This is a genomic window from Nostocoides sp. (assembly GCF_037045025.1).
GTDB lineage: Bacteria > Actinomycetota > Actinomycetes > Actinomycetales > Dermatophilaceae > Nostocoides_A.
In genome coordinates, this window is the sequence record NZ_JBAOHM010000005.1 from 261,764 (window position 1) to 285,619 (window position 23,856).

Below are 23,856 nucleotides of genomic sequence, written 5' to 3' on the forward strand. Positions count from 1 at the left end.
CGGCCAGGAAGATGCGCCCCGATCTGTTCCCGCCCACCGACAGCGAACTCATTGGTGGGCCGCTCGGGCGGCACGCCAACCCGGTGGGGCGCTGGCGCCGGATCGTGGCGCAGTTAACCGCGCTCGTGTGGATCCCGATGATCGTCGCGGTGCTGCAGCGCGAATACTGCGTGCGCAACGGGTGGTATGGCGCCGATCAGTTCTGGCGGGAGTGCTTCTCCGACCTGCCCGCGCAATATGCCCTCGGGCATTTGGACACCGGCCTGCCCGGCTGGCTGAACGGCAGCGCGGTCCTCGACCAGCCGGTCGTCGCCGGCGCCGTGATGAGCGCGGTCGGCGGGCTCGTCCCCGACGGCGCGAGCGCGCTCGACCAGAGCCGCTGGTACTTCCTCGCCTGGGTTGTGCTGATCACGCTGTTGCTCGCGGCGACCGTCTGGTGCACCGCCCACCTGGTCCCCGGCGACCTGCAGGCCGCCGCCCAGGTCGCGCTGTCGCCGGTGATCGTGCTCGCGGCGGTGCTGTCCGCGGACGCGCTGGTGGTCGCCCTGGTCGCGGCGGCGATGCTCGCGTGGAAGCGCGAGCGGCATACGGTCTGCGGGCTTGTGCTCGGCGTCGCCACGATGACCCGCTCGTATGCCGCGCTGGTCGCCCTCGCGCTCCTGCTCGCCGCGGCGCGCTCGGACGTCTTCGCCGCGGCCAAACGGGTGGCGATGACCGCGCTCGCGAGCGTCCTGGCGATCGCGATGGCGGCGATTGCCGTGCGCCCGCAGATCCTGACCGGCGCCTATCGCGCCTGGTGGGAGTCCAAGGCCAGCTATGGCTCGCCGTGGCTGCTGCCGACGCTGCTGGCCTGCGACGTCCCGGCCTGCAACGCCAAGGACGTCTCCTCGGCCTGGCTGCGCTGGCTCAGCCAACTGCAAAAGGTCGAGCTGCCGGTGTGGTCGGTAACCTCGCTGGCGGTCTGCGGCGTCGTCCTGGCCGTGATCATGGGCTGGATCTTCACCCGCGAGTCCTTCCGCGCGCCCACGTGGGCCCAGGTCGCCTTCGTCGTGGTCGCGATGGCGATGATGACCGGCAAGGCCGTCCCGGTGCAGGCCTCGCTCTGGTTGCTGCCGCTGGCCGCCGCGGCCGGCGTGCGCTGGCGCGACCACCTGATCTGGGCGGGCACCGAGATGACCCACTTCATCGCGATCTGGCTCTACATCGGGATGCAGACGCGCCCCGACCGCGCCCTGCCCGGGCCGTGGTACGCGCTCTTCCTGGTCATCCGCCTCGCCGGGATCACCTGGCTGGTCTCACGGGTGTGGCGGGCCGGCCAGTTCCCGCCGGCGCTCGAGCAGGATCGCCGCGAGTCGGCCGAGGTTGCCCGTTAGGGGTGTCCGGCAGAGGGTGCGGTATAGCTCACCTCGTGCAGGTCACCCCACGCGGTATGTGGCGCGAGCCCCCGCCGATACCTGCCAAGATGGCGCCGGTGAGCACCTACCGCGTGACTGTGCGCGCCAAACCGGGCGCTTCGCGTACCCGGGTCGGCGGGCGGTATGGGCAGGACACCCTCGTCGTGGCCGTCACCGCTCGGGCCGTCGACGGCGCCGCGACCGCCGCCGTGCTCACGGCGCTGGCCGACGCCTTCGGTGTGCCTCGCTCGGGCGTGCGGTTGGTCTCCGGGGCGAGCGCGCGGACCAAGATCGTCGAGTTCGACATCGAAGCCGCCGCCGGGGCCGCACGCCTGGCCGACCTGCTCGGCTGAGCGCGTCGCGCAACAACTCGAGGAAAAGCGCAGCCTGGCGCCGCTGATGGGGCCGCAGCGCGGGCGTGCAGCCAAAGGGCACCGGGTCGTCCGCGCCCCGCAGCAGGTATGCCGCGATCGCCGCGAGCCAGCAGTGCACATCGTCCGCGGCGACCCCGGTCAGCAGCGGCGAGTTCGCGAACCGCCCGACGTCGATCCGGTCGTGGGCGAGTTCCGGTCACAGGCAGACGAAATCTGCCCAGGGCGGGCCGGAGCACACCCAGTTCCAGTCGATGACCGTCGCATCGTTGTCGGCGATCAGCAGGTTGTCCGGGCGCAAGCCGGTATGGCAGAGCCGCTCCCCCGCCAACGCCTGCGGGATCCGGGCCAGCGGCCGGTCGGCGTCGCCCACGGCAAAGACCGTCTCGATGCCCCACCCGGTCGCGACGTCGGTATTCAGCGCGGGCACCTCGACCCCCGCGAGGTCGGCGGACCCGAGCCCCGAGATCTCGACACACGCCGCATGCACCGCATCGGCCTGCGGCACGGTCCACGGCGAACCGGGCTGGCGGCCCTCGACGAACGCCAGAACGAGAATCCACCACTCGCCGTCTCCGCGTGATCGACCGGGCCGACCAGGGCCTCGATGGCCGCGCGAACGCTGCCCGGCAGAGCCTCGAAGGCGGGACGAGCAGAGGTGCGGTGGTAGTCGACCTCGGGCAGCGGCATACGGACATCCAAGGGAGCCGGGCCGTGCGGCAGCAAGCGGATTTGCCTGATTTCGGCCCGGACGGGCCGACCAGCTACCATGTCTCGGTTGCCGGCCACCGCCCACGGCGGAGTTCGCGCCGGCCAGCATGACAACCCTCCTGTCACGGAGAGACCGTGACCGCCAAGACCGAAGGAGGCGGGTTTTTCCGCATGCGTCAATACGAACTGATGGTCATCATCGACCCCGAGATCGACGACCGCCAGGTCGGCCCCACGGTGGAGAAGTTCATGACCGTCGTCAAGAACGACGGTGGCAGCGTCGACAACGTCGACGTCTGGGGCCGGCGCCGCCTGGCCTACCAGATCAAGAAGAAGGACGAGGGCAGCTACGTCGTCGTCGGCTTCACCTCCGAGCCGGCCACGGCCAAGGAACTCGACCGCCAACTCGGGCTCTCCGAGCTGGTCATGCGCACCAAGCTGCTGCGCGCCGACGCCTGACCCGACCGAGAGGCAGCCATGGCTGGCGAAACCACGATCACGATCGTTGGCAACCTGACCGGTGACCCCGAGCTGAGGTTCACCCCGTCCGGCGCCGCGGTCGCCAACTTCACGGTCGCATCGACGCCGCGCACCTTCGACCGCAACGCCAACGAGTGGAAGGACGGGGAGACCCTGTTCATGCGCTGCTCGGTCTGGCGCGAGGTCGCCGAGAACGTCGCCGAATCCCTCCACAAGGGCAATCGGGTCATCGTGACCGGACGCCTGAAGTCCCGCTCCTATGAGACCAAGGAGGGCGAGAAGCGCACCGTCGTAGAGATGGACGTCGACGAGGTGGGCCCCTCGCTGCGCTACGCCACCGCCGCGGTCACCCGCACCCAGCGCGGTGGCGGCGGCTTCGGCAGCGGCGGCTCCCAGGAAGACCCCTGGGCCGGCTCCGGCGGCCAAGGCGGCGGTCAGGGCGGCTGGGGCGGCCAATCCGGCGGCGGCCAAGGGGGCGGTCAGTCCGGCGGCTGGGGCAACCAGCCCGGCCAAGGCGGCGGCCAAGGTGGCCAGGGCGGCGGCTGGGGCAACCAGCCCAACCAAACCCCCAACCAGGGCGGCGGAAACCAAGGCGGCCAAGGTGGCGGCTGGGGTGGCAACGCCCCGTCCTACGACGAACCTCCGTTCTGATGACATTTGATTTCTCTCCTCACCGGCTCGCCGAACCCGCTGGCGCGGCTTCGGCTCACCGATCGTCGAGAAATGACATTCGATTTCTCTCCTCATCGGCTCCTGGGACCGGCTTGCTTCGCTGCCCCGCTCCCACTCGCCGATCGTCGAACCATGACATTCGATTTCTCTCCTCACCGGCTCCTGGGACCGGCTTGCTTCGCTGCCCCGCTCCCACTCGCCGATCGTCGAACCATGACATTCGATTTCTCTCCTCATCGGCTCCTGGGACCGGCTTGCTTCGCTGCCCCGCTCCCACTCGCCGATCGTCGAGAAATCGGGCGAGTCGGCTTCCGCTGGACGCACCTTTCGTTGCGCCCTCACCGACGAACCAGCGTGGCTAAATAGCCCTTCATCCCCAAACCCAATTCCATCCCGAGTTGCTTGCTCGGGCTCTTCACCCCACAGAAGGAGAGCACCACGATGGCCAAGCCCGTTGTGCGTCGGCCCAAGAAGAAGGCCAACCCCCTCAAGTCCGCCAAGATCGAGAACATCGACTACAAGGACGCGCAGCTGCTGCGCAAGTTCATCTCCGACCGCGGCAAGATCCGCGCCCGCCGGGTGACCGGGGTCTCGGTCCAGGAGCAGCGGTTGATCGCCAATGCCGTCAAGAACGCCCGCGAGATGGCGCTGCTGCCCTACAGCAGCTCCGCCCGCTGACCCCCGCCAAGGAGCACCACCATGAAGGTCATCCTCACCCACGAGGTCAGCAGCCTGGGCGCCGCCGGTGATGTCGTCGACGTCAAGGACGGCTACGCTCGCAACTTCCTCTTCCGGCGTGGCCTGGCCGTGGCCTGGACCAAGGGCGGGCAAGCTCAGGTCGACGCGCTCGCCCGCGGCCGCGAGACTCGCGCGGTCAAGTCGCTCGAGGAAGCCCAGTCGATCAAGGGCAACCTCGAAGCGTCACCCGTGCGGATCGCGGCCCACGCCGGCAGCGGCGGCCGCCTCTTCGGCGCGGTCTCCACGGCCGACATCGCCTCGGCCGTCAAGGCCGCCGGCGGGCCTGACATCGACCGCCGCAAGATCGAGGTTCCGACCCCGATCAAGTCAGTCGGCGAGCACCGGGCCCTCGTGCGCCTCCACCCCGAGGTTCAAGCCAGCGTGACCCTCGACGTCGTCGCCGGCTGACCAGCGCACTCACGTCGCAGCGCCTGAGCTGTCCTCGCCCAGGCGCTGCGCGGCCTGCCTCGGTATGCTGCCTATCGACGCGGGAGCCGCGAGCGCCGGCCCCGCTCGGCTCGCCAGGGCGGGAGGTGCGATGCGCGTGACGCGATGGCTGCCCGGCACCGATCATGGCCTCGCCTGGCCCGGCGGGCTCGCGCTGATCGATGGCGGCCTCGACGCGGCGGTCGTCGACTCGCTGTGGCAGGCATTGGCCGACGGCGCCGACATCGCCGGCTTCCTCGATGCCCTCACCCACGCGTGCGGTCACAGCCTGATCTCACTGCCCGGCTTCGCGATCGCGTTCGTCGCCCCCGACTCGACGACCGTCGCCGCGCGTGGCCACTTCGCCGTCACCGCGCAGACCTCACGGGGCACCGAATTCGTCGACGGTTCGGGGGCGAGCATCTGGGCCGAGCGGCACCTATCCGTCGCCACAGCCGTCGCGCTGACCCACCCCGGCCGGTCCGCCCATCCCGACCACGGCGGTCGCCCCATCGTCAGCGGAGTCCTGACCGCCGGGGCGCTGAGCTGGGGTGACGCAAGCGCCGAGGCCGGGCAGCCCGCACCTGCGGTCGCCGCTGCCGCCGATCCGGGGACCGACGCCGCCTCCGCATCGGCATCGTCGGGACACCCGGACTCCCCCGACACCGGGCCTACCCCGGCGGCGGCCTCCACCGCTACCCCCGCCGCCCAGGACGCCCCCGTCGGCGAGACCGGCGGGGTGACGCTCGAACCCGACTGGGAGCGCGTGCCCGAACTTGCCCGCCACCTTTGGCTCGTGCCCGAGCCTGCCGTGGCACGTGCTCCGGCCGACGCGAGCGCCGTCTCGTCCACGTCGCCTCCGGATAAGCACCACGTGGCCGCGGTCGAACTCGCCCGTGCGGTGCATCATCCCAGCGTCGGCGAGCACGCACCCGCGGCCGCACCGGCCGCGGCGGCTGACGCCGACGGCTTCATCTCCGTCGTTCCCGCATTCCCGCGGTCCTATGTGCCGCCGCCGGCGATGGATGCTCGGGTGGACATCGTCGAGGTTCCGTCGGGCCGAAGGGATTCTCGGCTGGAGGAACCGCGCTCGTCGCACTCCGATACCGCCGACACCGCCGACGTGACCCGCAGACGCGCCGAGCTGACCAGCCCGGTCCACCTCGTGCCCGGGCGCGAGGCGCCGGCCGCGGTGCTCGGGGTCTTTTGTCCCGCGGGGCACGCAAACCCCCCCCAGCGCAGTCTGTGCCGCGTATGCCGCGCCGCCATCGACGGTGTCCCGCGCCAGATCCCGCAGCCAAATGTCGGCCGGCTGGTCGCCTCCACCGGGGAGGCATTCGACCTAAGCGGGACGGTGATCGCCGGACGTGCCCCCCGCGCCTCCGCGGGCCATGCGGGCAGCCCCCGGCTGCTGGCGCTGCCCTATGGGCACATTTCCGGCTCCCACCTGGAAATCCGGGTCGAGGGCTGGTCGATCCTGGCGCAGGACCTCTCCTCGACCAACGGCACCTTCTTGCGCCGCGGCACCCAGCCACCGGTCCGGCTGCCCGAGGTGCCCATCCCGATCTTCCAAGGCGACACCCTGGACTTCGGCGACGGCGTGCGCATCACCTTCGAGAACCTGCCATGAGCCGAGGGTCGAGCCCCCCCGCGCTTGCCGGCTTCCGTTACCTGGAGTATCTCGGCAAGGGCGGCTTCGCCGACGTCTACAAGTACGAGCGCCTCGGGCGCCCGGTCGCGGTCAAGGTGTTGCTCCGTCGCCTGGGGGCCGGCAACCAGCAAACCTTCGAGGCCGAGGCGCACACCATGGCCCAGCTCTCCAGCCATCCCAATGTCGTGAGCATCTTCGATGCCGGCCAGACGCCGAGCGGGGACGCCTTCCTCGTCATGGAGTATTGCCCGCCGCCCCACCTCGGGGTGCAGATCCGGCACGCGCGCCGACCCTTCCCGGTCGCGCGCGTGCTCGAGGTCGGCGTGCAGCTCGCCGGGGCCGTCGAGTCGGCCCACCGGCTCGGCATCCTGCACCGGGACATCAAACCGGCCAACATCCTGTTCACCGAGTTCCAGCGGCCGGCGCTCACCGACTTCGGGATCGCCTCCTCCACGCTCACCGGCGCGAGCGGCGACTCCGATGCGGTCTCGGTGCCGTGGGCCCCGCCGGAGCAGATCTCCGGCAGCACGCCCTTCGGGCCGACGGGCGACGTCTATGCCCTGGCGGCAACGATGTGGACGATGCTCGTCGGCCACAGTCCCTTCGAGCGCACCGACTCCTCCAATGACGCCGTGTCGATCGCCCATCGGGCGCGCACCCAGGCCCCGCCCCCGATGCGACGTGAGGATGTCTCGCCGTCGCTGGTGCGTGTTCTTGGAATCGCGATGGCCAAGCAGCCGTCCCAGCGCTATCAAAGCGCCCAGGAGTTCGCCCGCGCGCTGCAGTCGGTCCAGGCCGAGTTGCATCTGTCGCCGACAACCTTCGACGTCGTCGCCGAGCGTCCGGAGCTGGTCCATTTCGAGCCCGACCAGGAGCCGTGGGCCAGCGTCACCGGTTTCGTGTCCATCGACCCGGACGGCACCGACACCGGGCAGCGCAGCGAGGGCTTCCACCCCACCGGAACGACCGGGGTGCGTCCGCCGGTGGATTCGGCTGCGTCGCTGGACGGGGACGGCGCCGGCCAACCGTCCGCCGCGCAGGAGCCGCCCGAGCCGGGCGCGCCAGGACCGGCGGACCCACCGGGGCACCCCCCCGCGGGGCCGACCCGCCACGAGGACAGCGACCCCGCGGTCGCCGACCACGCAGCCGGTGGCCGGCGCAGCCGGCAACTGCTCGTCGGTGCCGGCGCGGCAGTGGTTCTCGTCCTCGCCGGCTTTGCCGCCAGCAAGCTGGGCGACGGCGGTCCGGGGACCACCCCCCGCAGCGAGGATTCCACCACCGAGGCGGTCTCGGATCCGGTCGAGGGAATCGTCCCACCGGTCACCCACGTCACCCTGAAACGACGCGGCGGCAAGCTCCGGGTCAGCTGGACCAACCCCGATCCGCGACCGGGAGACGAGTATCGGGTGCTACCGGTCGGTCCGACCGGCACGGTAGTTGAAGCCACGACGACGCACGCCGACGTCCCGATCGCTGCGGACGGCACGACCTGCGTGCAGGTCACCCTCCTGCGCCGGTCGGGGACGCCGTCCAACCCGGTCGAAAAGTGCGAGAAGGCACAATAGGGCCGTGCGCCCCCTCACGGTCGATTTCGCCGGCGAGCTCCACTACGTCCAGCCCGGCCAGACGTTCGTCATCGGGCGCGAGGGCGATCTCGCGATCGACGACAACCCCTATCTGCACCGGCAGTTCATCGAGCTGACGCACGCCGAGGGCCTGTTCTGGGTGCGCAATGTCGGCGCCCGCCTCGCCGCGCACGTCACCGACGAGGACGGCCTGATGCGCAGCTCACTGGCGCCGGGCGCTCGCATCCCGCTGGTGTTCCCGACGACGGTGCTGACGTTCACGGCCGGAGATACGGCATACGAGATCTTATTGTCGACCGAATCCACCCAGGATTATGAGCCGCAGCGTCACCGGCTGCTGCCCGACGGGGAGGTGACGATCGGGCCGACCCGGTTCACCGAAAGCCAGCTGCTGGCCGTCCTCGCGCTTGCCGAGCCACTGCTGCGGCGCGCCGGCACCGGCTCGGCCGAAGTCCCGTCGGCCGTCGATGCCGCCAAGCGACTGGGCTGGTCCCAGACCAGGTTCGGCCGCAAGCTCGACAATGTCTGTGACAAGCTCGACCAGGCGGGAGTGCGCGGACTGCGCGGGGGGCCGGGGAGCCAAGCCGCCAACCGCCGCCTCCAACTCGTCGAGTATGCCGTCACCACCCTCCTGGTCACCGCCGCCGACCTGCCGTTGCTGGATCGGGAGGCGCATGCCAACGCCGTCGCCCAAAGCGAGGGCAGCGGTCCGCGTGACGACGACTGACCCGGGCTGGCCGCGCCCGGCCGGTGGCGGTAGGGTGCCGTCGGGGAGGACCGGGTGATGCTGTGGCGTAGTCGGCGGGGGCGTGGGGCGGCACTGCTGTCCGTCGTGGGACTGGTGCTGGCCTACTTTGCCGCGTCCTATGACGGCACCCCGACCGCCGATCTGCACCTGAACGACGGTGGGATCTGGGTGACCGGTCACAGCCAGAACATCGGCCGGCTCAATTACTACGCCCACGAACTCGATGCGGGCGCCACCGTCGGGGAGGGCCTGCTCGACATCAGCCAACACGACAATGTGGTGCTCGCGCATGTCCCGGACGGCTTCCGGGTCCTCGACCCGGCCCGAGTCAGCCTCGGTGAGGTCGTCAAGACGCCCAAGGACGCGGAGGTGCTGCTCGGTGGTGACGGGGCGGCCGTCGTTGATCGCGTGTCCGGGCGGATCTGGGCGCTGCCCGCACGTGAGCTGCGCAGCTTCAGCGCCGACGCTCCCCCGACGATCGCCGGCCCCGCCGGGACACGGGCCACGATCGCGGTCGACGGGACGCTGCTCGCCGTGGCCCCCGACGGGCAGATCCGCATGCTCGCGGCCGCCGACGGGCACGCACCCGCCGCCGCGGGACGCCTGACCGGCTACACCAACCCCGCCCACGCGGTCCTTACCGCGGTGGGACAAAACCCCGCGGCATACGACCGCGACACCGGCCTGCTGTGGCTGCCGGGACGGGATCCGGTGGCCCTCGATAAGGGTCTGGTCTTGCAGGAGCCGGGCCCGGATGCGCCCGATGTCCGATTGGCCAGCCCGACCGCGCTCGTTTCGGTGCCGATCGTCGAGGGCTCCCCATCGAGTTTGCTCACCAAGGCGACCACGGCGGGCAAGCCCGCCCGCCCCGTCGTCGTCGGTTCCTGCACGTATGCCGCCTGGGCCGGTTCCGGCGGCTACATCCGCGACTGCGCGGATAGCGCAGCGGATCGCAACCTCACCCAGCCGGCCCTGCTGCGCGCCGTCGCGTTGCGCTTCCGGGTCAACCGCGGCCTGGTCGTCCTCAACGACGTGGCGTCCGGCTCCGTGCTGCTCGACGACGAGTTCTTCACCGTGGTCGACGATTGGGAGCGGGTCCTGCGCGACGGCCAGGGAGCGGACGAGGGCGACACCACCGAGGAGGAGGACAACAACCGCAAGCCCGACGCCGTCAACGACCCGCCCGTGGCCAAGGCGGATGACTTCGGCGTCCGGGTAGGCAAGGCCATCACGCTCGATGTTCTGGCGAATGACTCCGATGGGGACGGGGACATCTTGACGGTGGAGCCCACGTCGCGGCTGGATCCGGGATTCGGCCGGGTGGCGCCGATCCGGGCCGGGGAGGCGCTGCAGGTCCTCGTCTCCGATGACGCGCGCGGTTCGGCGTCCTTCCAGTATGCCGTCGTCGACGGCCGGGGCGGCAAGGCGACCGCCAAGGTGAGCCTGCACGTCCATGGGGCCGGACAGAACCAACCGCCGGAGAAGCTGCGCGAGCCCCGGCCCATCCGCATTGCCCCCGGCGGCAGCGGCAGCTACTACGTGCTGCCCGACTGGGTCGACCCCGACGGCGACGACATGTGGATCTCGACCCCCGCGGGCCAACGACCGGCCGGCGGCCTGGATGTCACCGTTCGTCAAGACGGCCTGGTCACCGTCCGTGACCTGACCGGCGAGAGCGGGGAGCGACAGACGCAAGTCAGCGTCGTCGACGCCAGGCAAGAGCAAACGACCTCGACCTTGCGGGTGAGTGTCGTCAAGGGCAGCGACCATCCCCCCACCGCCGTCCCGGACCACCGGCGGGTCCTTGTCGGTCAGGCGATCGAGATTGCTCCGCTGCTGAACGACACCGATCCCGACGGTGACGAGCTGGCCCTCGCCTCGGTCGCCGGCGCCGGGGCCAACACGACCGTGACGCCCAACCTGGCGGCGGGCCGGTTCTCCTTCTCGGCCGACAAGCCCGGCACCTACTATCAGCAGTTCGCCGTGACCGATGGGCCCAATGAGATCGAATCGTTCGCCCGAATCGACGTCGTTGAACCGGTCACGCGCGGCACTCCGGCGGCCGAGCCCGATATCGCGTTGTTGCCGCAGGGCGCCTCGGTGCTCGCTGACGTCCTCGCCAACGACTTCGACCCGCAGGGCGGGGTTCTGGTGGTTCGCAGCGTCACCTCACCCGACACGGTGACCGTCGAAGTCGTCGATCACGCCCAGCTGCGGCTATCGGCTCCGGGGGGGTTGGCCACCCCCGCCACCGTGACCTACCTCGTCTCCAATGGCCCCGCCAACGCCACCGGCACCGTGACCGTCATGCCCACCCCGGATGCCGGCACCGAGCCGCCGGAAGCGGCCGATGATACCGGGACGGTGCGGGCCGGTGATGTCGTCAACCTCGATGTCACCGCCAACGACACCATCGCGCCTGGCGCACGGGTGAGCGTCGATCCCGAGGTGGAGGTGACCGGCGGCCGGGGGCGCGGCGAGTTCTTCGTCACCGGCAACCGGGTCCGGTTCAAGGCGGGAGCCGTCGGCGGCCGGGTTCGCGGGACTTACACGATCCGCGACGACCGTGATCAATTCGCGTCGGCCACGGTCACGATCGAGATCCGCGACGCCAAGAGCGGCAACTCTGCTCCCGCACCGACTCCGCTGACCGCCCGGATGATCGCCGGGACCACGGTGACCATCCCGGTGCCCACCGACGGCATCGACCCCGACGGCGACTCGACGAGCCTCGCGGCCCTGACCAAGGCCCCCACCAAGGGCACGGTGCTCATCGAGGGCGGCGATCTGGTCTACACGGCCCCCGCGTCGCCGCCTGGCCAAGTGGGCACCGACCAGTTCAGCTACGAGGTCGTCGACCAACTCGGGTTGCGGGGCACCGGCACCGTCCAGGTTGGGATCGCCAAACCACCGGAGGTCAACCAGACCCCGGTCGCCGTGGTCGACCACGTCACGATCCGACCGAACACCGAGGTCGCCATTCCCATTCTCGCCAACGACTTCGACTCCGACGGCGACCACCTGCAACTCGTTGCGGGCTCCCTGCGACCGGTCAGCGCGGGCCAGGATGTCCCGATCGCGGAGGTCGACGGCTATGCGCAGCTCACCACGCCGGCCGCCGAGGGCAAGCTCGACTACTACTACGTCATCGCCGACGCCAAGGGAGCACGCGCTCGCGGTGCGATCACCGTCGACGTCGACCAGGACGCCAAGCCGGTGGCGCCGCTGGCCCACGACGACGCCGTCCCGGTCGCCGATGCGCAGGGCAAGACCGAGGTCAGCATCGATGTGTTGGCCAACGACGAGGACGCCGACGGCGTGCCCTCCCGGCTGAGCGTGACGACGCGCGAGCCGGGCGTGCGTGTGGCCGGCGGTTCGCTCACCATCCCGATCACCGAGCAGCGGCAGTTGATCATCTACAAGATCGCCGACACCGACGGCCTGGTCTCCAGCGCCATCGTCGTTGTCCCCGGGGTGCCGCGCGCCAGCTCCGCCGGCCAGGAAGAGGATCGCACCCCGCCGCGGCTGCGGGCCGACAAGGTGCCCGTGCACGTGACCGCGGGCCAGAGCATCGACCTCGCGCTTGAGGACTATGTGCAGGTCCGGGCCGGGCGCTCGCCCCATGTGACGAGCGCCAAGACCGTGAGCGCGGTCGGCGCTGGGAGCACCGCCGTCGCCGGCGACCGGGCCAGTGTCACCTACACCGCCTCCCGGTCGTTCAGCGGCCTCGGGTCGATCTCCTTTGAGGTGACCGACGCCTCGAGCGCCACCGACGACACGGCGCTGACGGCCTTGCTGTCCATCCCGGTCCAGGTGAGCGGCATCCGCAACATTGCGCCCACCTTCCAGGGGAGCGAAGTGACCCTCCAGGCGGGGGCCACGACCACGCTGGCGTTGCGGCCACTGGTCACCGACCCCGACCCGGGCGATCAGGACAAGCTCCGCTTCGACATGGTCGGCAGCCGCGGGGCTGTGCAGGCCAGCATCGTCAACGGGTCCACGTTGTCCGTGCGGGCCGACCAGGACGCGAGCGCCGGGAGCGCGGCGGTCGAGATGACGGTCAGCGACGGCACCAACAAGCCCGTGCACGCCTGGATCCGGATCCAGATCGTCGCCGTCGACCGGCCACTGATGACCGTCACCCCAGCGGTCTTCCCCGATGTCACCGGCCCCATCACGGTCGATATCACCGACTATGTGACCAACCCCTTCGCCGACGAAGGGGGCACGCTGCTGCTGGCCGCCGATCCCATCGTGACCGCCGGAACCGGGGGCGCCACCCGAGCCGGGCCCACGACAATCCGGGTCACGCCCGACCCGAACTTCCACGGGACGATGCGGGTGGTCTATCGCGTCGATGACCAAACGCGTGACGTGAGCCGCCGGGTCACCGGCACCATCGAGTTGACCGTGCTCGGCAAGCCCGACCCGCCCGTGGGGGTCACGGCAGGCTCGGATGCGCCGGGGAGCGCGCAGGTGTCCTGGACCCCGGGAGCCAATAATGGCTCGCCGATCACCGAGTTCACGGTTCGGTGGTCGGGCGGAAGCTCGCCCTGCGGGGCGGTGACCAGTTGCCGGGTCGACGGGCTGACCAATGGCGTCGAATACCGCTTCACGGTGGTGGCCACGAACGCGCGCGGCGACTCCCTGCCGTCGGCGCCTTCGAACGCGGTCACACCCCGGGATGCCCCCGACACGCCGGCGGCGCCGTCGGCGGAGCCCGGTGACAGTGCGGTGGAGTTGACCTGGCCGGTTCCCGACTCCGGCGGCGGCGATATCACCGGATACACCGTGCAGATGAACCCCGGTGGGGACGAGAGGTCGACGACGACCAACAGCCTGCGCTGGTCCGGTCTGGACAATGGCTCCTCCTACCGCTTCCGGGTCAAGGCCCGCTCCGAGGGCGGGACCTCGGAATACTCGGAGTATTCCGCCGCGGTCACCCCGGCCGGGCCGCCGGGCGCGCCCCGGAACGTCCGGGCCACCCTCACCCCCGGAGACGGCGGCGATCCGGTCGTCACCGTCAGCTGGTCGGCGGCCGACGGCCATGGCGCCACGCCCGACAGCTACACGGTCTTCCGCGCGGGCACGTCGACCCCGCTGTTCACCGGCAATGCGTTGAGCGCCGAGATCCGGGTGGCGGTCAGCCCCGACCCGGTCAGTTTCACCGTCCAGGCGCACAATGTTCACGGCAGCGGCCCGATGTCCAAACCGTCGGCACCGCTTTATGTGTACACGACGCCGGGAGCGCCCACCGGGGTGTCGGCCACCCCCACCGGGCAGGACAACACGGTGCGGATCACGTTCACCCCGGGATCGACCGGCGGTGCCGATCCGGCCGACATGTCCTACTTCTGGAAGGTCGGCGAGGCCAAGGCGGCACTGCCCGCCGGCGGCGGGACGGTGACCAGCTACGCCTTCCCCAATGGCACCGAGGTCGGGGTCGTCGTCTATGCCGTCGCGCGGCTCGGCACGGCCGGCAGCGAGACCGGCCCGCCGTCCGATCCGGCCCTCGTCAACGCCTACGGCCCCCCGCATGTGCCGTCCGTCAGCGCCACCCCCCAGACCGACGGCGTCCTGCTCGGCTGGAATGCCGAAGGTGCCGGCAACGGCCGCCCAATCGTGAGCGTCACGATCAAAACCACCATGGGCGGGCTGGACAAGAAGACCGACTTGTCCGGGGCCGTCCTCGAGGGCGATCCGGGCCAGACCGTCCAAATCCAGGCCATGGTCACCGACAGCGAGGGCAACCAGAGTGCCTGGTCGGACCCGGCGAGCGCGACGGTCCCCACCGTCACTGGAGAATGGACCCTCGAGCAGACTTCCCCACCGGAGAATCCCGCGGACTGCGGGGCCAAGCCGGACTGCTTCAAGGTGACGCTCGCGCTGCGACATTGGGGTCCGTATGTCACGGTCACCTGCCAGGTCCCCGCCATGGGGTGGACGGTGACCCGGACCGTCAACCAGTCCGGGTTCTCCGCTCCGGGGGGGATGGCCGACGGTGGCGTCCTGATGGTCGCCTGGGCGGATTCCGGGCTGACCTATGGCCAGAACTCCGACAGCGTCACCTGCACTTAGCCCACCACGACACGGACGGATTGCCCACGCATGAGCCTCGCCCCCGAGAACGCCGCCTGGTTCGCCGAGACCTTCGCCCGGCTGACCGACAACGTCGGCCAGGCCTTGCTCGGCAAGTCGCCGGTGATCCGGCTGGCCCTGACGTGTCTGCTCACCGAGGGACACCTGCTCATCGAGGATGCCCCCGGGACCGGCAAGACCGCGCTCGCGCGAGCAATCGCGGCAACCGTCAAGGGCACCCACACCCGGATCCAGTTCACGCCCGACCTGCTGCCCTCGGATATCACCGGGGTGACGATGTTCGACCAACGCACCGGCGAATGGAACTTCCATCGCGGGCCCATCTTTGCCTCCGTGGTGCTCGCCGACGAGATCAACCGAGCCTCGCCCAAGACCCAGTCGGCGCTGCTGGAGGTGATGGGCGAGAACCACGTCACGATCGACGGCACTCGGCACGACGCTCCGCGACCGTTCATGGTGATTGCGACCCAGAACCCGATCGAACAGGCGGGGACCTACCGCCTACCCGAGGCCCAGCTCGACCGCTTCTTGATGCGGACCGCGGTCGGCTTCCCCGACAAGGAGGCGACCTTAGAGGTGCTCGCGTCCTCGGCCAATCCCGACCGGGCTCGCGACCTGCGCGCCTTGATCGCGACCTCGGCAGTCGTCGACATGGCCGAGATGGTCAAGGAGAACCGCGTCGATGCCGCGGTCCTGGACTATGTCTATCGGCTGATCGAAGCCACCCGGACCGACCCGGATGTGCTGCTTGGCATCTCCACCCGAGGGGCCATTGCCATGGTGCGTGCCGCTCGCGTCTGGGCCGCTGCCCACGGCCGCAACTATGTCCTCGCCGACGACGTCAAAGATCTCGCCGGTCCCGTGTGGACTCATCGGCTCGTGCTCAACTCCGACGCCGACTTTTCCGGCGTGACGGCGGCGGCCGTGCTTGAGCGGGCGCTGGTCGCGGTCGCGCCACCGCTGCGGACCGGCGATCGATGACCTCCCCGGTCCAGGCCGTCACTCCGCTCGGCTGGACCGCCATCCTCGGCGGTCTGGCCGCCACGGCCGTCGGCATGCTGCAGGGCTGGGCCGAGGCTCGGTTGATCGGCATCGCGGCCGTCACCGCGGCGGCCATCGCCCTGCTGCTGACCATCGGCAACAGCCGCTATCGGGCGAGCCTGGAGATCGAGCGGCCGCGCGCGCGCATCGGCGAGCGCGTCCTTGGCCGAGTCGAGGTGAGCAACTCCGGGAAGCGGCCGCTGGTGCCGGTGCGAATCGAGCTGCCGGTCGGTGCGGGGCTGGCCTCCTTCGACATCCCCGCGCTGGCGACCGGGGCCACCCACGAGGCGCTGTTCTCGGTGCCGACCAAAAGGCGTGGCGTCATCACGATCGGCCCGACCGAATCGGTGCGCCGCGACCCGCTGGGCCTGATCGAGCGGACCAACATCTGGCCGGGGCAGCACGACCTGTGCGTCCACCCGGACACGGTGACGATCGACGCCACCGCGTCGGGGCTGCTGCGCGATGTCGAAGGCGTTCCTGTGCGGCGCCGAGCCTCCAGCGATGTCACCTTCGATGCCGTTCGCGACTACGTCCCCGGCGATGACCGGCGCGCCGTCCACTGGCGTACCACGGCGCGGATGGGCCGATTGATGGTGCGCCAGTTCGAGGAGACGCACCGTTCTCACCTTGTCGTGCTGCTCTCCCTGCGCCCCGAGGACTACGCCGCGGCGGACGACGTCGAGCTGGCCGTCTCCGTGGCCGCCTCGCTGTGCCTGCAGGCCCAGCGCGAGGGGCGGGTCCTCAGCGTGCGGGCCGGCGCTCTCGTGCTGCCGACCGGCTCCCCGGCCGCCCTGCTCGACCGGTTCGCCGCCGTCCAACCGCACCCGGATGCCCCCCGGGCCCGCCAACAGGTGAACATGGCCCTGGCCACCGAGCATGGCGCGTCCATCGTGGCCGTGGTCACCGGCTCGGCCCTGCCCCATGACGAACTGCGCGCCGTCGAGCAACTGCTGCCGGCCGACCTGGCGCTGCTCGTCTTCCGCTGTGGAGTCGGCGCTGCGACCGAGCGGCACCGGCACGGCGAGTGCGTCGTCATCGACGTCGGGGCCCTGGCCGATCTGCCGCGCGCGGCCCGGAGCCTGCGGTGACGTCCGCCGAAGGGACCCGCGCCCGCGCGCCCCGCACTCGCGGCCCGCGCACCGGCTCAAATCGCGCCCGGTCTCGACTGACCCAGCGCCAGGTGATCGACCTGTTCGCCGCCGTCGGGCTCCTGCTCCCGGGGGTGCTCGCCTTCGGCCCCGTCTTCGGTGCCGGCGACGGCTACCGTGCGGCCGCCATCGGGGTCGCCGCGGGGCTGGCCCTGGCGCTGCTGGCCTGGTGGGTCCGCTGGGGCATGCTGGCGAGCGCGGCGGCGGCTGCGGCGGCATACCTGCTGATCGGTCCGGTGGCCGCGCTGCCGCACTCCGCGGCCGGGGGTGCGCTGCCGACGCCGGAGTCCCTGCGGCGACTCGGCGTGCTCATCGTCCAGTCCTGGCGCGACCTGCTCACGGTCAGCGTTCCGGCGAGCGATTTCGACGGGCCGGCGGTGGTGCCCTTCCTCGCCGGGCTGGTGGCCGCGCTCCTCACCGGGAGCGCCGCGTTGCGCTGGCGGCGCTATCTGCTGGCGCTCATCCCGGCTGCCGCCTTCCTGGTCGTCGGGATCCTGTGGGGCACCAAGGCGCACCCGGTTTCCACCCTCCAGGGGGCGCTGTTCGCCGGGGTCGCGCTCGCCTGGGGGGCCCAGCGGCAATGGCTGCAACGCCTTGCCGGGGGCCGGCACGTGCTCGGGCAGGGGGCCGGCGGGTTGCCCCGCTGGCGGCGCGCGCTCGCGGCCGCGGCCGTCCTCGTCGTCGCGCTGGGCGCTGGCGTGGCCGGCGCTGTCGGGCTGGGTCAGCGCACCGATCGCTACATCCTGCGCGATGACGTCATCGCGCCCCTTGACGGGCGCGCCTTCACCTCCCCGCTATCCCGCTTCCGCGCGCTGGAGACCCAACAGCGCGACACGGTCTTGTTCACGGTCACCGGGTTGGCCACGGGGGAACGGGTCCGGCTGGCCGCCTTGGACAGCTATGACGGCCAGGTCTATTCGCTCAGCGACACCTCGGCGGCGTTCTTGCGGGTCGGCTCTCGGCTCGACCCCGGTGCGGACGCCGGTACACCGCAGCGGTTGAGCATCGAGATCGGCGACTACCGCGGGCCGTGGCTGCCCGGAGGCGGGGACTTGCGCGGAGTCCGCTTCAGCGGGCGCGAGCAGGAACGCCGCAGCGACGTCTATTACAACGCTACGACGAGCACCCTGTTGACCACCGGGGCACTAGCCCCCGGCACGCGCTACGACCTCGACATCGTCCCGGTGGGAATCATCGCGACGCCGGCGCTGGCCGACGACCTCGCCGCGTCGGCGACAAGCGAGGTGATGATCCCGCCGCCGCGAGACGTGCCCGAGGTCGTCGCGGCAAAGGCAACCGCGTGGACCGGTGACAAGCCCACGGCATACAACCAATTGGTGGCCTTGCAAAGGTCCCTGGCCGCGGGCTATTTCACCAACGACGCGGCGAGCGGGCACGGCTACCGGCGGATCCTGCAGTTCTTGGAGGCCGAGACCCAACAGGGCGACGACGAGCAGTACGCCGTGGCGATGGCGCTGATGGCGCTCAGCCTCGGTCTGCCGGCGCGGGTCGTCGTCGGTTTCTATCCCGACCAGCCGGCCCCGGCCGGGAAACCGCTCGCGGTCACCGGCGACATGGGTCACGTGTGGGTCGAGGTCGCCTTCCAGCCCGACCGGTGGGTCACCTTTGACCCGACGCCGCCGCGCGACCGCACTCGGCCTGACCAACAGCAGGGCAGTAGGACCGGCCAGCAACCCCAGTTGCAGGCGCCACCCGTCCCGCCGCGCGCCGACCTGGACCATCCCGACGACAGCGACACCGGTGCGCCGCGGCGGATCCCACCGGAGGACGAGGCGCAGCTTCCCGTCGAAGTCTTCCGCTGGTCGGCGCTCGTTGGTGGTGGAATTGGGGCCCTCGCGCTGCCCTTCCTGGTCATCCTCGGCCTTAAGGGGCGCCGCCGGCGCCGTCGCCGCGGCTACCCGCTGCTTGCCGATCGGGCCAGTGGCGGCTGGGACGAGGTCGCCGACTCCGCGCGTGATCTCGGCGTGAGCGTGCCCGCCGGGGCCACCCGCCGCGAGGCCGCGCGGGTCTTCGGCGCCGAGTTCCCCGGGGCCCCCGCGCTTGCCCTCGCTGAACGCGTCGATGCCCGCGTCTTCGGGGAAGCGCCGACCGAGGACCAGGTCCGGGCGCTGTGGGCTGATGTGGACACCGTGCTGCGCGCGATGGGGACCACGCGCGGCCGGCTCTCTCGCTGGCGCGCGCGACTGTCGCTGCGTTCCCTGCGCACCCGCTGACCCTGGCCTCGGGCGCGCCCCGCGCCCGCCACGGCGGCTCGGGCGGTGAAAATCTACGCGTGTCGATGGGTTGCTCACCCCATTGACACGCCGAAGGTCCCGTTCAGAGCGGCCGATCGCGCCTGCTGACCCCTGTCGATGGGGTGATCACCCCATCGACAGCTTTCCGATCCCGAGCCACGATGAAGTCATCCGCAACACGGGGAAGGTGGCGAGAACGAGATGCAATGGTATGGATACGCCATCGGTGAGCGGGTTTGACGCGGTAGCAAACCCGGGGGGAATCGGCGGGTGGATCAGGGGGAGGTCCACCCGCCGTTTCTGTCTCAAGACACGAGGCCGAGATTCTCGGAGGGGAGCAGCTGATCATGGTCGATCGGGAAAACCGGGGCCGCACGGAGCGGACGGACGTGGATTCACGCCTGTCCGTCACCGTTCTGGCCGCCCTGGTCTGGCAGCACAGCAGCCGCATCCGCGATGCCCGGCACCAGGCCTGTGGGCACTCGCGATGCCCGACCCGGCAGGCGCCGTATGCCGGCGATTGCCTCGGTGAGGAGCAGTTCCGTGAGATGTGCTTCCGGGATGGGTGCGCCGACATCGTGCATGACCTCATCGCCCGCTGCCTGGGCAAGCTCACCACGGTGACGCTCACCGCGGTCAACGACATCGAGCGCTACGCCAACCGGCTGGTCGCCAACGAGGTGAGCGATTGGGAGCGCCACGAGCGTGTCGCTCGGGGTGGACCGGCCAAACCGGCCCGCACCGATGGCATGCCCGCGCGCGTCAACGCCGCCCTGGCCCAGGCGAGTGAGCCAGCAGAGCGCGACTGGCTGCTCGCGCTCTTCCGGATGGTCCGGGCCTACCCGCACCGCCTCGAACCGCATGTGGGGACCTGGCCACTCGATGGGTGGACCGCCGAGAAGTCGATCCAGGCAGGCGGCATCCGCATCCTCGGCTCGGCGGCGGCGAGAGCCGAGATCCGCGCCGACATCGAGCGGGTGCTCCAGATCGCGGCCGACGTGGCCGGGCCGGCCTGGGTGCACGAGAGCATCGTCGAGCCGATGGCCCGCCGACGGCCCCAGCTCGAGAGCACCGACACGTGTGATCCGGTCTCCCTCGAAGACACGGCGATCGCCCGGCTGGTCGCCGCGGACTTCCGGACCCGGCGATCCGCGGGAGCCGGGCCGCGGGCCGCCCTGGCTGCGGCCTCGGAGCGATTCCTCGGCCACGCGCCGCCAGCCACGGCATACGGGGAATGTCTGCACCTGCTCGCCGCCGTTGGGGAGTCCTAAGCCGCGCCTAACAATTGTCGCGGTGGCCGCGGGAGGGCCGGTGAGCGGAGAAACCTAAGGGGACTGAGCCCACGTCCAGGCCAGCCCATACGCCAGCCCGAGCTGGAGGCGGGTGAAGTCGACGGTGACATCGGGTGTCGTTTCGGGGTCGAAGGTGCGGCTGGTCGGCACCCCGTCATCAAGGGCGGCCGGCAAGAGCCCGTCGACCGCCCAGGCGCGGGTTGCTGCCGGCGGATCGCCGAAGTGGACCGTCGCCGTGAACGCCCGGGTCGGGCCGAGCGGGACGGCAACCGTATAGGGGCGGATCAAATCGCGGTCGGGGATGGTGACCTCGATGCCGATCTCGTGCAACTCCTCGGCATCCAGCACATGATCGAGGCGCACCTGCAGCCCCCAGACGCTCGCGCTCTGCTGCTCCAGCACCTCGAGTTCGCCGCCGGCGACGACCCGCAGCTGCGGCTCGAGCGGACGGCCCGGCGGATGGGGGATCCCGAATCGGTCCCGGAAGCTGGTGATGCCCGGTTGCGCCGCCCGGACCGTGCGGTAGGTCGTCTGAACCGGCGCCGGACCGCGCAGGTCCATGATCGAGCGCATCGACTCGACGCGCAGCGGCTCGGTCGAGCTGGGGTCGCGGGCGCGGTGCTGCAGGTAGCCGGCGACGCCCAGATTGGCCTGGACGAGGCGGCGTCGGACGGTGCGCTGGTCGCGGTCGATGACCTCGGCGACCCGCGCCAACCGGTCGCGCAAGGTGGCGTCCTGGCAGCTGATGGCGCAGGCGTGCAGGAAGACGACCCGCAGGTCGGGGGCGATCGACGCGGTGGCGGCCTTGAACTCGCGGACCAGCCGTCGCCGGACGGCCACCGGGTCCTCCACTTGGCTGAGCTGGAGGGCCTCGCGTAGCGCGGGGCCCGGCTCGATCGTCGGGCGGCGCAACCCCCGGCCGCGGTGGAGCGCGGCAAGGTCGTCGGCCAACCGCTCGAGCTCGGGATCCACGGCCGCAGTCTGCCACTGCTGTGCCCTGGTGCGTCGGCTGGCCGCTAGGGTCGCTTCTTTGGAGGTTGTCATGCGCCTGTTCGCCGCGCTCGTTCCGCCAGCCGAGGTCCTCGCCGACCTTGCGGACTTCCTCGTGCCGCGGCGGGAGGCGGGAGCTGACCTGCGGTGGAGTGATTCCGAGCAGCAGCACGTGACGCTCGCCTTCCTCGCGGACGTCTCCGCGGCCCGGCTCGACCGGCTGGTCGAGCGGCTGGAGGCGGCGCTGACCGTCGCCCCCGTTGCGCTGCGGCTTGCCGGCGCCGGCGCCTTCCCCAATCCGTATGCCGCGCGCGTCCTTTTCGTCGATGTCGAGGACCTCGGGGGCCGGCTCGGGCCGCTCGCTCGGCGGGTCCGGGGCGCGGCCAATCACGCCGGGGTCTCCGTCGACGGCGCCCGTTTCCACCCCCATGTCACCGTGGCCCGCTCCCGCCGACCGGTGGCGGCGACCCGGTGGATCCGCATGCTCGACACCTATGCGGGGCCGGGCTGGGTGGCCGAGGAGGTCGAGCTGATCGAGTCCCATCTGGGTCAGGGACGTGGGGGCCGGCCGCGGTATGTCACGGTGGAGCGCTTCGCGCTGTCCGCCGGCGGCTGAGCCAGGCGGGCCACGCGCGTGGGCAGATCGCCACCGGATGGTGCGCAAGAATCGCCGCTATGACTCGACATGTCGCCGTCGCCGCGACCGGACCTGTCGCCGTCGATGCCGGCCTGACCGCGGTGCGGGCGGGCGGCAACGCCGTCGACGCCGCGATCGCGGCCATGTGCGTCGCGATGACCACCGAACCGGGTGTCGTCAGCCCAATGGGCGGGGCGTTCGTGACAATCTGGGCGCCCGGACAGCAGCCGGTCACGATCGACGGCAATGTCGAGATGCCCGGGCGCGGCCTGCCCACCGAGCGCTTCGGGCAGGGGCTGCTCGAGCTGGACCTGGACTACGGCGGCGGCATCACGGTCTTCGCCGGCTATGGCTCGGTGGCCCTGCCCGGCGCGCTCAGTGCCCTCGGGGTGGCGCACGAGCGTTTCGGCGCCGGCGCGTGGGCGCAGGCCCTTACGCCCGCCGAGAACGCCGCGCGCCACGGGTTCCGGTTGGGAGCCGCGGCGGCGAGCTATCTGGCGTTGACGACCGACAACCTGTTCGGCTGGGACCGCGAGACCCGGGCGGCGCTGACCCGCGCGGACGGAGGCCACCTGGAGGCCGGTGATCTGCTCATCGATACCGCGCTCGCCGATTCGTGGGCGCGGATCGCCCAGCACGGCGCCGGCGAGGCCTACACCGGCGAGATCGGGCGGGCTCTCGCGGCGGCGTCGCACGCGAATGGTGGGCTGATCACGACGGCCGACCTGGCGGCATACGAGCCGATCGTGCGCACCCCGCTGCGGCTGGAACTGGGGTCGTGGGATATCGCGACCAACCCGCCACCGAGCGTCGGCGGCCCGATGCTGTCGGTGATGTTGTCCGAGCTGGTGCGGCGCGACTCGATGTCCTGGCCGGACGTCATCGAGGTTCAGCGCCGGGTGTTGACCTATCGCTCCGAGGTCCACGACTATTCGGCGGATCTGGAGGAGGACGGCTATCGGCTGCTGGAGGACGTGCGCGCCGCTGGTATCGCCGGCATGACCACTTCCTCCTCGACGGCGCACGTGTCGGCCGTCGACAGCGACGGGCTGGCCTGCGCGATCACGGCGTCGGCAGGCTATTCCTCGGGGGCGACGATCCCCGGGACCGGACTGGTGCTCAACAACTGTCTTGGCGAGCCCGAACTCAACCGGCTCGGCCTGCACGTCCTGCCCCCCGGGACCCGGCTCGCCTCCAACATGGCCCCGTCGGTCGGCCGGCACCGCAGCGGCGATGTGCTGGCCATCGGCTCCCCCGGCGCCGACCGGATCACGACCGCGCTGATGCAGGTCCTCGCCCGCCATTGCCTGCTCGGTATGCCGCTCGGCGAGGCCATCAACGCCCCCCGAGCCCACGTTCGCGTCGTCCACGGCCAGTCGGCCCGGGTCGAGCACGAGCCGGACCCCGACATCGCCGCCGCGGTCGCCGAACTCGGCCTGGCCGGGGTCGAACACGCCAAGCACGCGATGTTCTTCGGCGGCGTCGGCGGCGCCTCTCGCAGCGCCACCGGGGTCCTGTATGCCGCCGGCGACCCCCGCCGAGAGGCCGCCACCGGCGTCGCCTGAGACCAACTCGTCAACCTCTGACGGCCCGCCGGACGGCGAGTCGCAAGCG

General features: G+C 71.1%; 18 protein-coding genes. 16 read left to right on the forward strand and 2 right to left on the reverse strand.

Annotation, left to right across the window (positions count from 1 at the left end; all coding sequences use genetic code 11):
• The first annotated feature begins 11 nt into the window (after positions 1-11).
• Both V9G19_RS03640 and V9G19_RS03645 read left to right on the forward strand, forming a co-directional pair.
• Positions 12-1,373 carry a glycosyltransferase 87 family protein gene (locus V9G19_RS03640; protein WP_462284127.1) on the forward strand — a complete coding sequence of 454 codons (1,362 nt, stop codon included), beginning with the start codon at positions 12-14 and terminating at the stop codon, positions 1,371-1,373.
• A gap of 98 nt (positions 1,374-1,471) precedes the next feature.
• Complete coding sequence (locus tag V9G19_RS03645; protein WP_462284128.1) at positions 1,472-1,747, forward strand: DUF167 domain-containing protein; 276 nt, start codon at positions 1,472-1,474, stop codon at positions 1,745-1,747.
• 217 nt (positions 1,748-1,964) lie between these two features.
• Here the strand turns inward: V9G19_RS03645 and V9G19_RS03650 are convergent, their stop codons facing one another.
• Positions 1,965-2,273, reverse strand: a complete 309-nt coding sequence (locus V9G19_RS03650) for a phosphotransferase (RefSeq protein ID WP_462284129.1) — start codon at positions 2,271-2,273, stop codon at positions 1,965-1,967.
• A gap of 374 nt (positions 2,274-2,647) precedes the next feature.
• Here V9G19_RS03650 and rpsF point away from each other — a divergent pair, with 374 nt between their 5' ends.
• The 12 genes from rpsF (at position 2,648) to V9G19_RS03710 (ending at position 20,594) form a co-directional block, all read left to right on the forward strand.
• Positions 2,648-2,935 (forward strand): 30S ribosomal protein S6, encoded by a 288-nt coding sequence (gene rpsF / locus V9G19_RS03655; protein WP_462284291.1) that lies wholly within the window; start codon positions 2,648-2,650, stop codon positions 2,933-2,935.
• 18 nt (positions 2,936-2,953) lie between these two features.
• Positions 2,954-3,607, forward strand: coding sequence for a single-stranded DNA-binding protein (locus tag V9G19_RS03660; protein ID WP_462284130.1), 654 nt, complete (start codon positions 2,954-2,956; stop codon positions 3,605-3,607).
• Positions 3,608-4,069: 462 nt separating this feature from the next.
• The gene (gene rpsR, locus V9G19_RS03665) at positions 4,070-4,306 is read left to right on the forward strand and encodes a 30S ribosomal protein S18 (protein ID WP_462284131.1); all 237 of its coding nucleotides are present in this window, start codon (positions 4,070-4,072) and stop codon (positions 4,304-4,306) included.
• A gap of 21 nt (positions 4,307-4,327) precedes the next feature.
• Positions 4,328-4,774 carry a 50S ribosomal protein L9 gene (rplI, locus tag V9G19_RS03670; protein ID WP_462284132.1) on the forward strand — a complete coding sequence of 149 codons (447 nt, stop codon included), beginning with the start codon at positions 4,328-4,330 and terminating at the stop codon, positions 4,772-4,774.
• Between the two features lie 136 nt (positions 4,775-4,910).
• A complete protein-coding gene (locus V9G19_RS03675; RefSeq protein WP_462284133.1) occupies positions 4,911-6,422 on the forward strand; it encodes an FHA domain-containing protein in 1,512 nt (503 codons plus the stop codon).
• Positions 6,419-8,008 (forward strand): serine/threonine-protein kinase, encoded by a 1,590-nt coding sequence (locus tag V9G19_RS03680; protein WP_462284134.1) that lies wholly within the window; start codon positions 6,419-6,421, stop codon positions 8,006-8,008. The genes V9G19_RS03675 and V9G19_RS03680 overlap by 4 nt, the downstream gene beginning before the upstream one ends.
• A 4-nt stretch (positions 8,009-8,012) precedes the next feature.
• Positions 8,013-8,756: a hypothetical protein gene (locus tag V9G19_RS03685; protein WP_462284135.1), complete on the forward strand. Its 744-nt coding sequence runs from the start codon at positions 8,013-8,015 to the stop codon at positions 8,754-8,756.
• A 57-nt stretch (positions 8,757-8,813) separates the two neighbouring features.
• Positions 8,814-14,855: an Ig-like domain-containing protein gene (locus tag V9G19_RS03690; protein ID WP_462284136.1), complete on the forward strand. Its 6,042-nt coding sequence runs from the start codon at positions 8,814-8,816 to the stop codon at positions 14,853-14,855.
• Between the two features lie 30 nt (positions 14,856-14,885).
• Entirely contained in the window at positions 14,886-15,857 is a 972-nt protein-coding gene (locus V9G19_RS03695) for an AAA family ATPase (RefSeq protein ID WP_462284137.1), read from the forward strand.
• Positions 15,854-17,008, forward strand: coding sequence for a DUF58 domain-containing protein (locus V9G19_RS03700; RefSeq protein WP_462284138.1), 1,155 nt, complete (start codon positions 15,854-15,856; stop codon positions 17,006-17,008). The genes V9G19_RS03695 and V9G19_RS03700 overlap by 4 nt, the downstream gene beginning before the upstream one ends.
• On the forward strand, positions 17,005-19,302 hold the full coding sequence (locus tag V9G19_RS03705; RefSeq protein WP_462284139.1) for a transglutaminaseTgpA domain-containing protein: 2,298 nt from the start codon (positions 17,005-17,007) through the stop codon (positions 19,300-19,302). Before V9G19_RS03700 ends, V9G19_RS03705 begins: the two co-directional genes overlap by 4 nt.
• Before the next feature lie 410 nt (positions 19,303-19,712).
• The gene (locus V9G19_RS03710) at positions 19,713-20,594 is read left to right on the forward strand and encodes a hypothetical protein (RefSeq protein ID WP_462284140.1); all 882 of its coding nucleotides are present in this window, start codon (positions 19,713-19,715) and stop codon (positions 20,592-20,594) included.
• A 54-nt stretch (positions 20,595-20,648) separates the two neighbouring features.
• Here V9G19_RS03710 and V9G19_RS03715 read toward each other — a convergent pair whose 3' ends face one another.
• Positions 20,649-21,587 carry a hypothetical protein gene (locus V9G19_RS03715; RefSeq protein ID WP_462284141.1) on the reverse strand — a complete coding sequence of 313 codons (939 nt, stop codon included), beginning with the start codon at positions 21,585-21,587 and terminating at the stop codon, positions 20,649-20,651.
• Positions 21,588-21,657: 70 nt separating this feature from the next.
• On the opposite strand from V9G19_RS03715, the gene thpR reads away from it, so the two are divergent.
• Positions 21,658-22,221, forward strand: a complete 564-nt coding sequence (gene thpR, locus V9G19_RS03720) for an RNA 2',3'-cyclic phosphodiesterase (RefSeq protein WP_462284142.1) — start codon at positions 21,658-21,660, stop codon at positions 22,219-22,221.
• Positions 22,222-22,280: 59 nt separating this feature from the next.
• Positions 22,281-23,807: a gamma-glutamyltransferase gene (locus V9G19_RS03725; RefSeq protein WP_462284143.1), complete on the forward strand. Its 1,527-nt coding sequence runs from the start codon at positions 22,281-22,283 to the stop codon at positions 23,805-23,807.
• Positions 23,808-23,856: the final 49 nt, after the last annotated feature.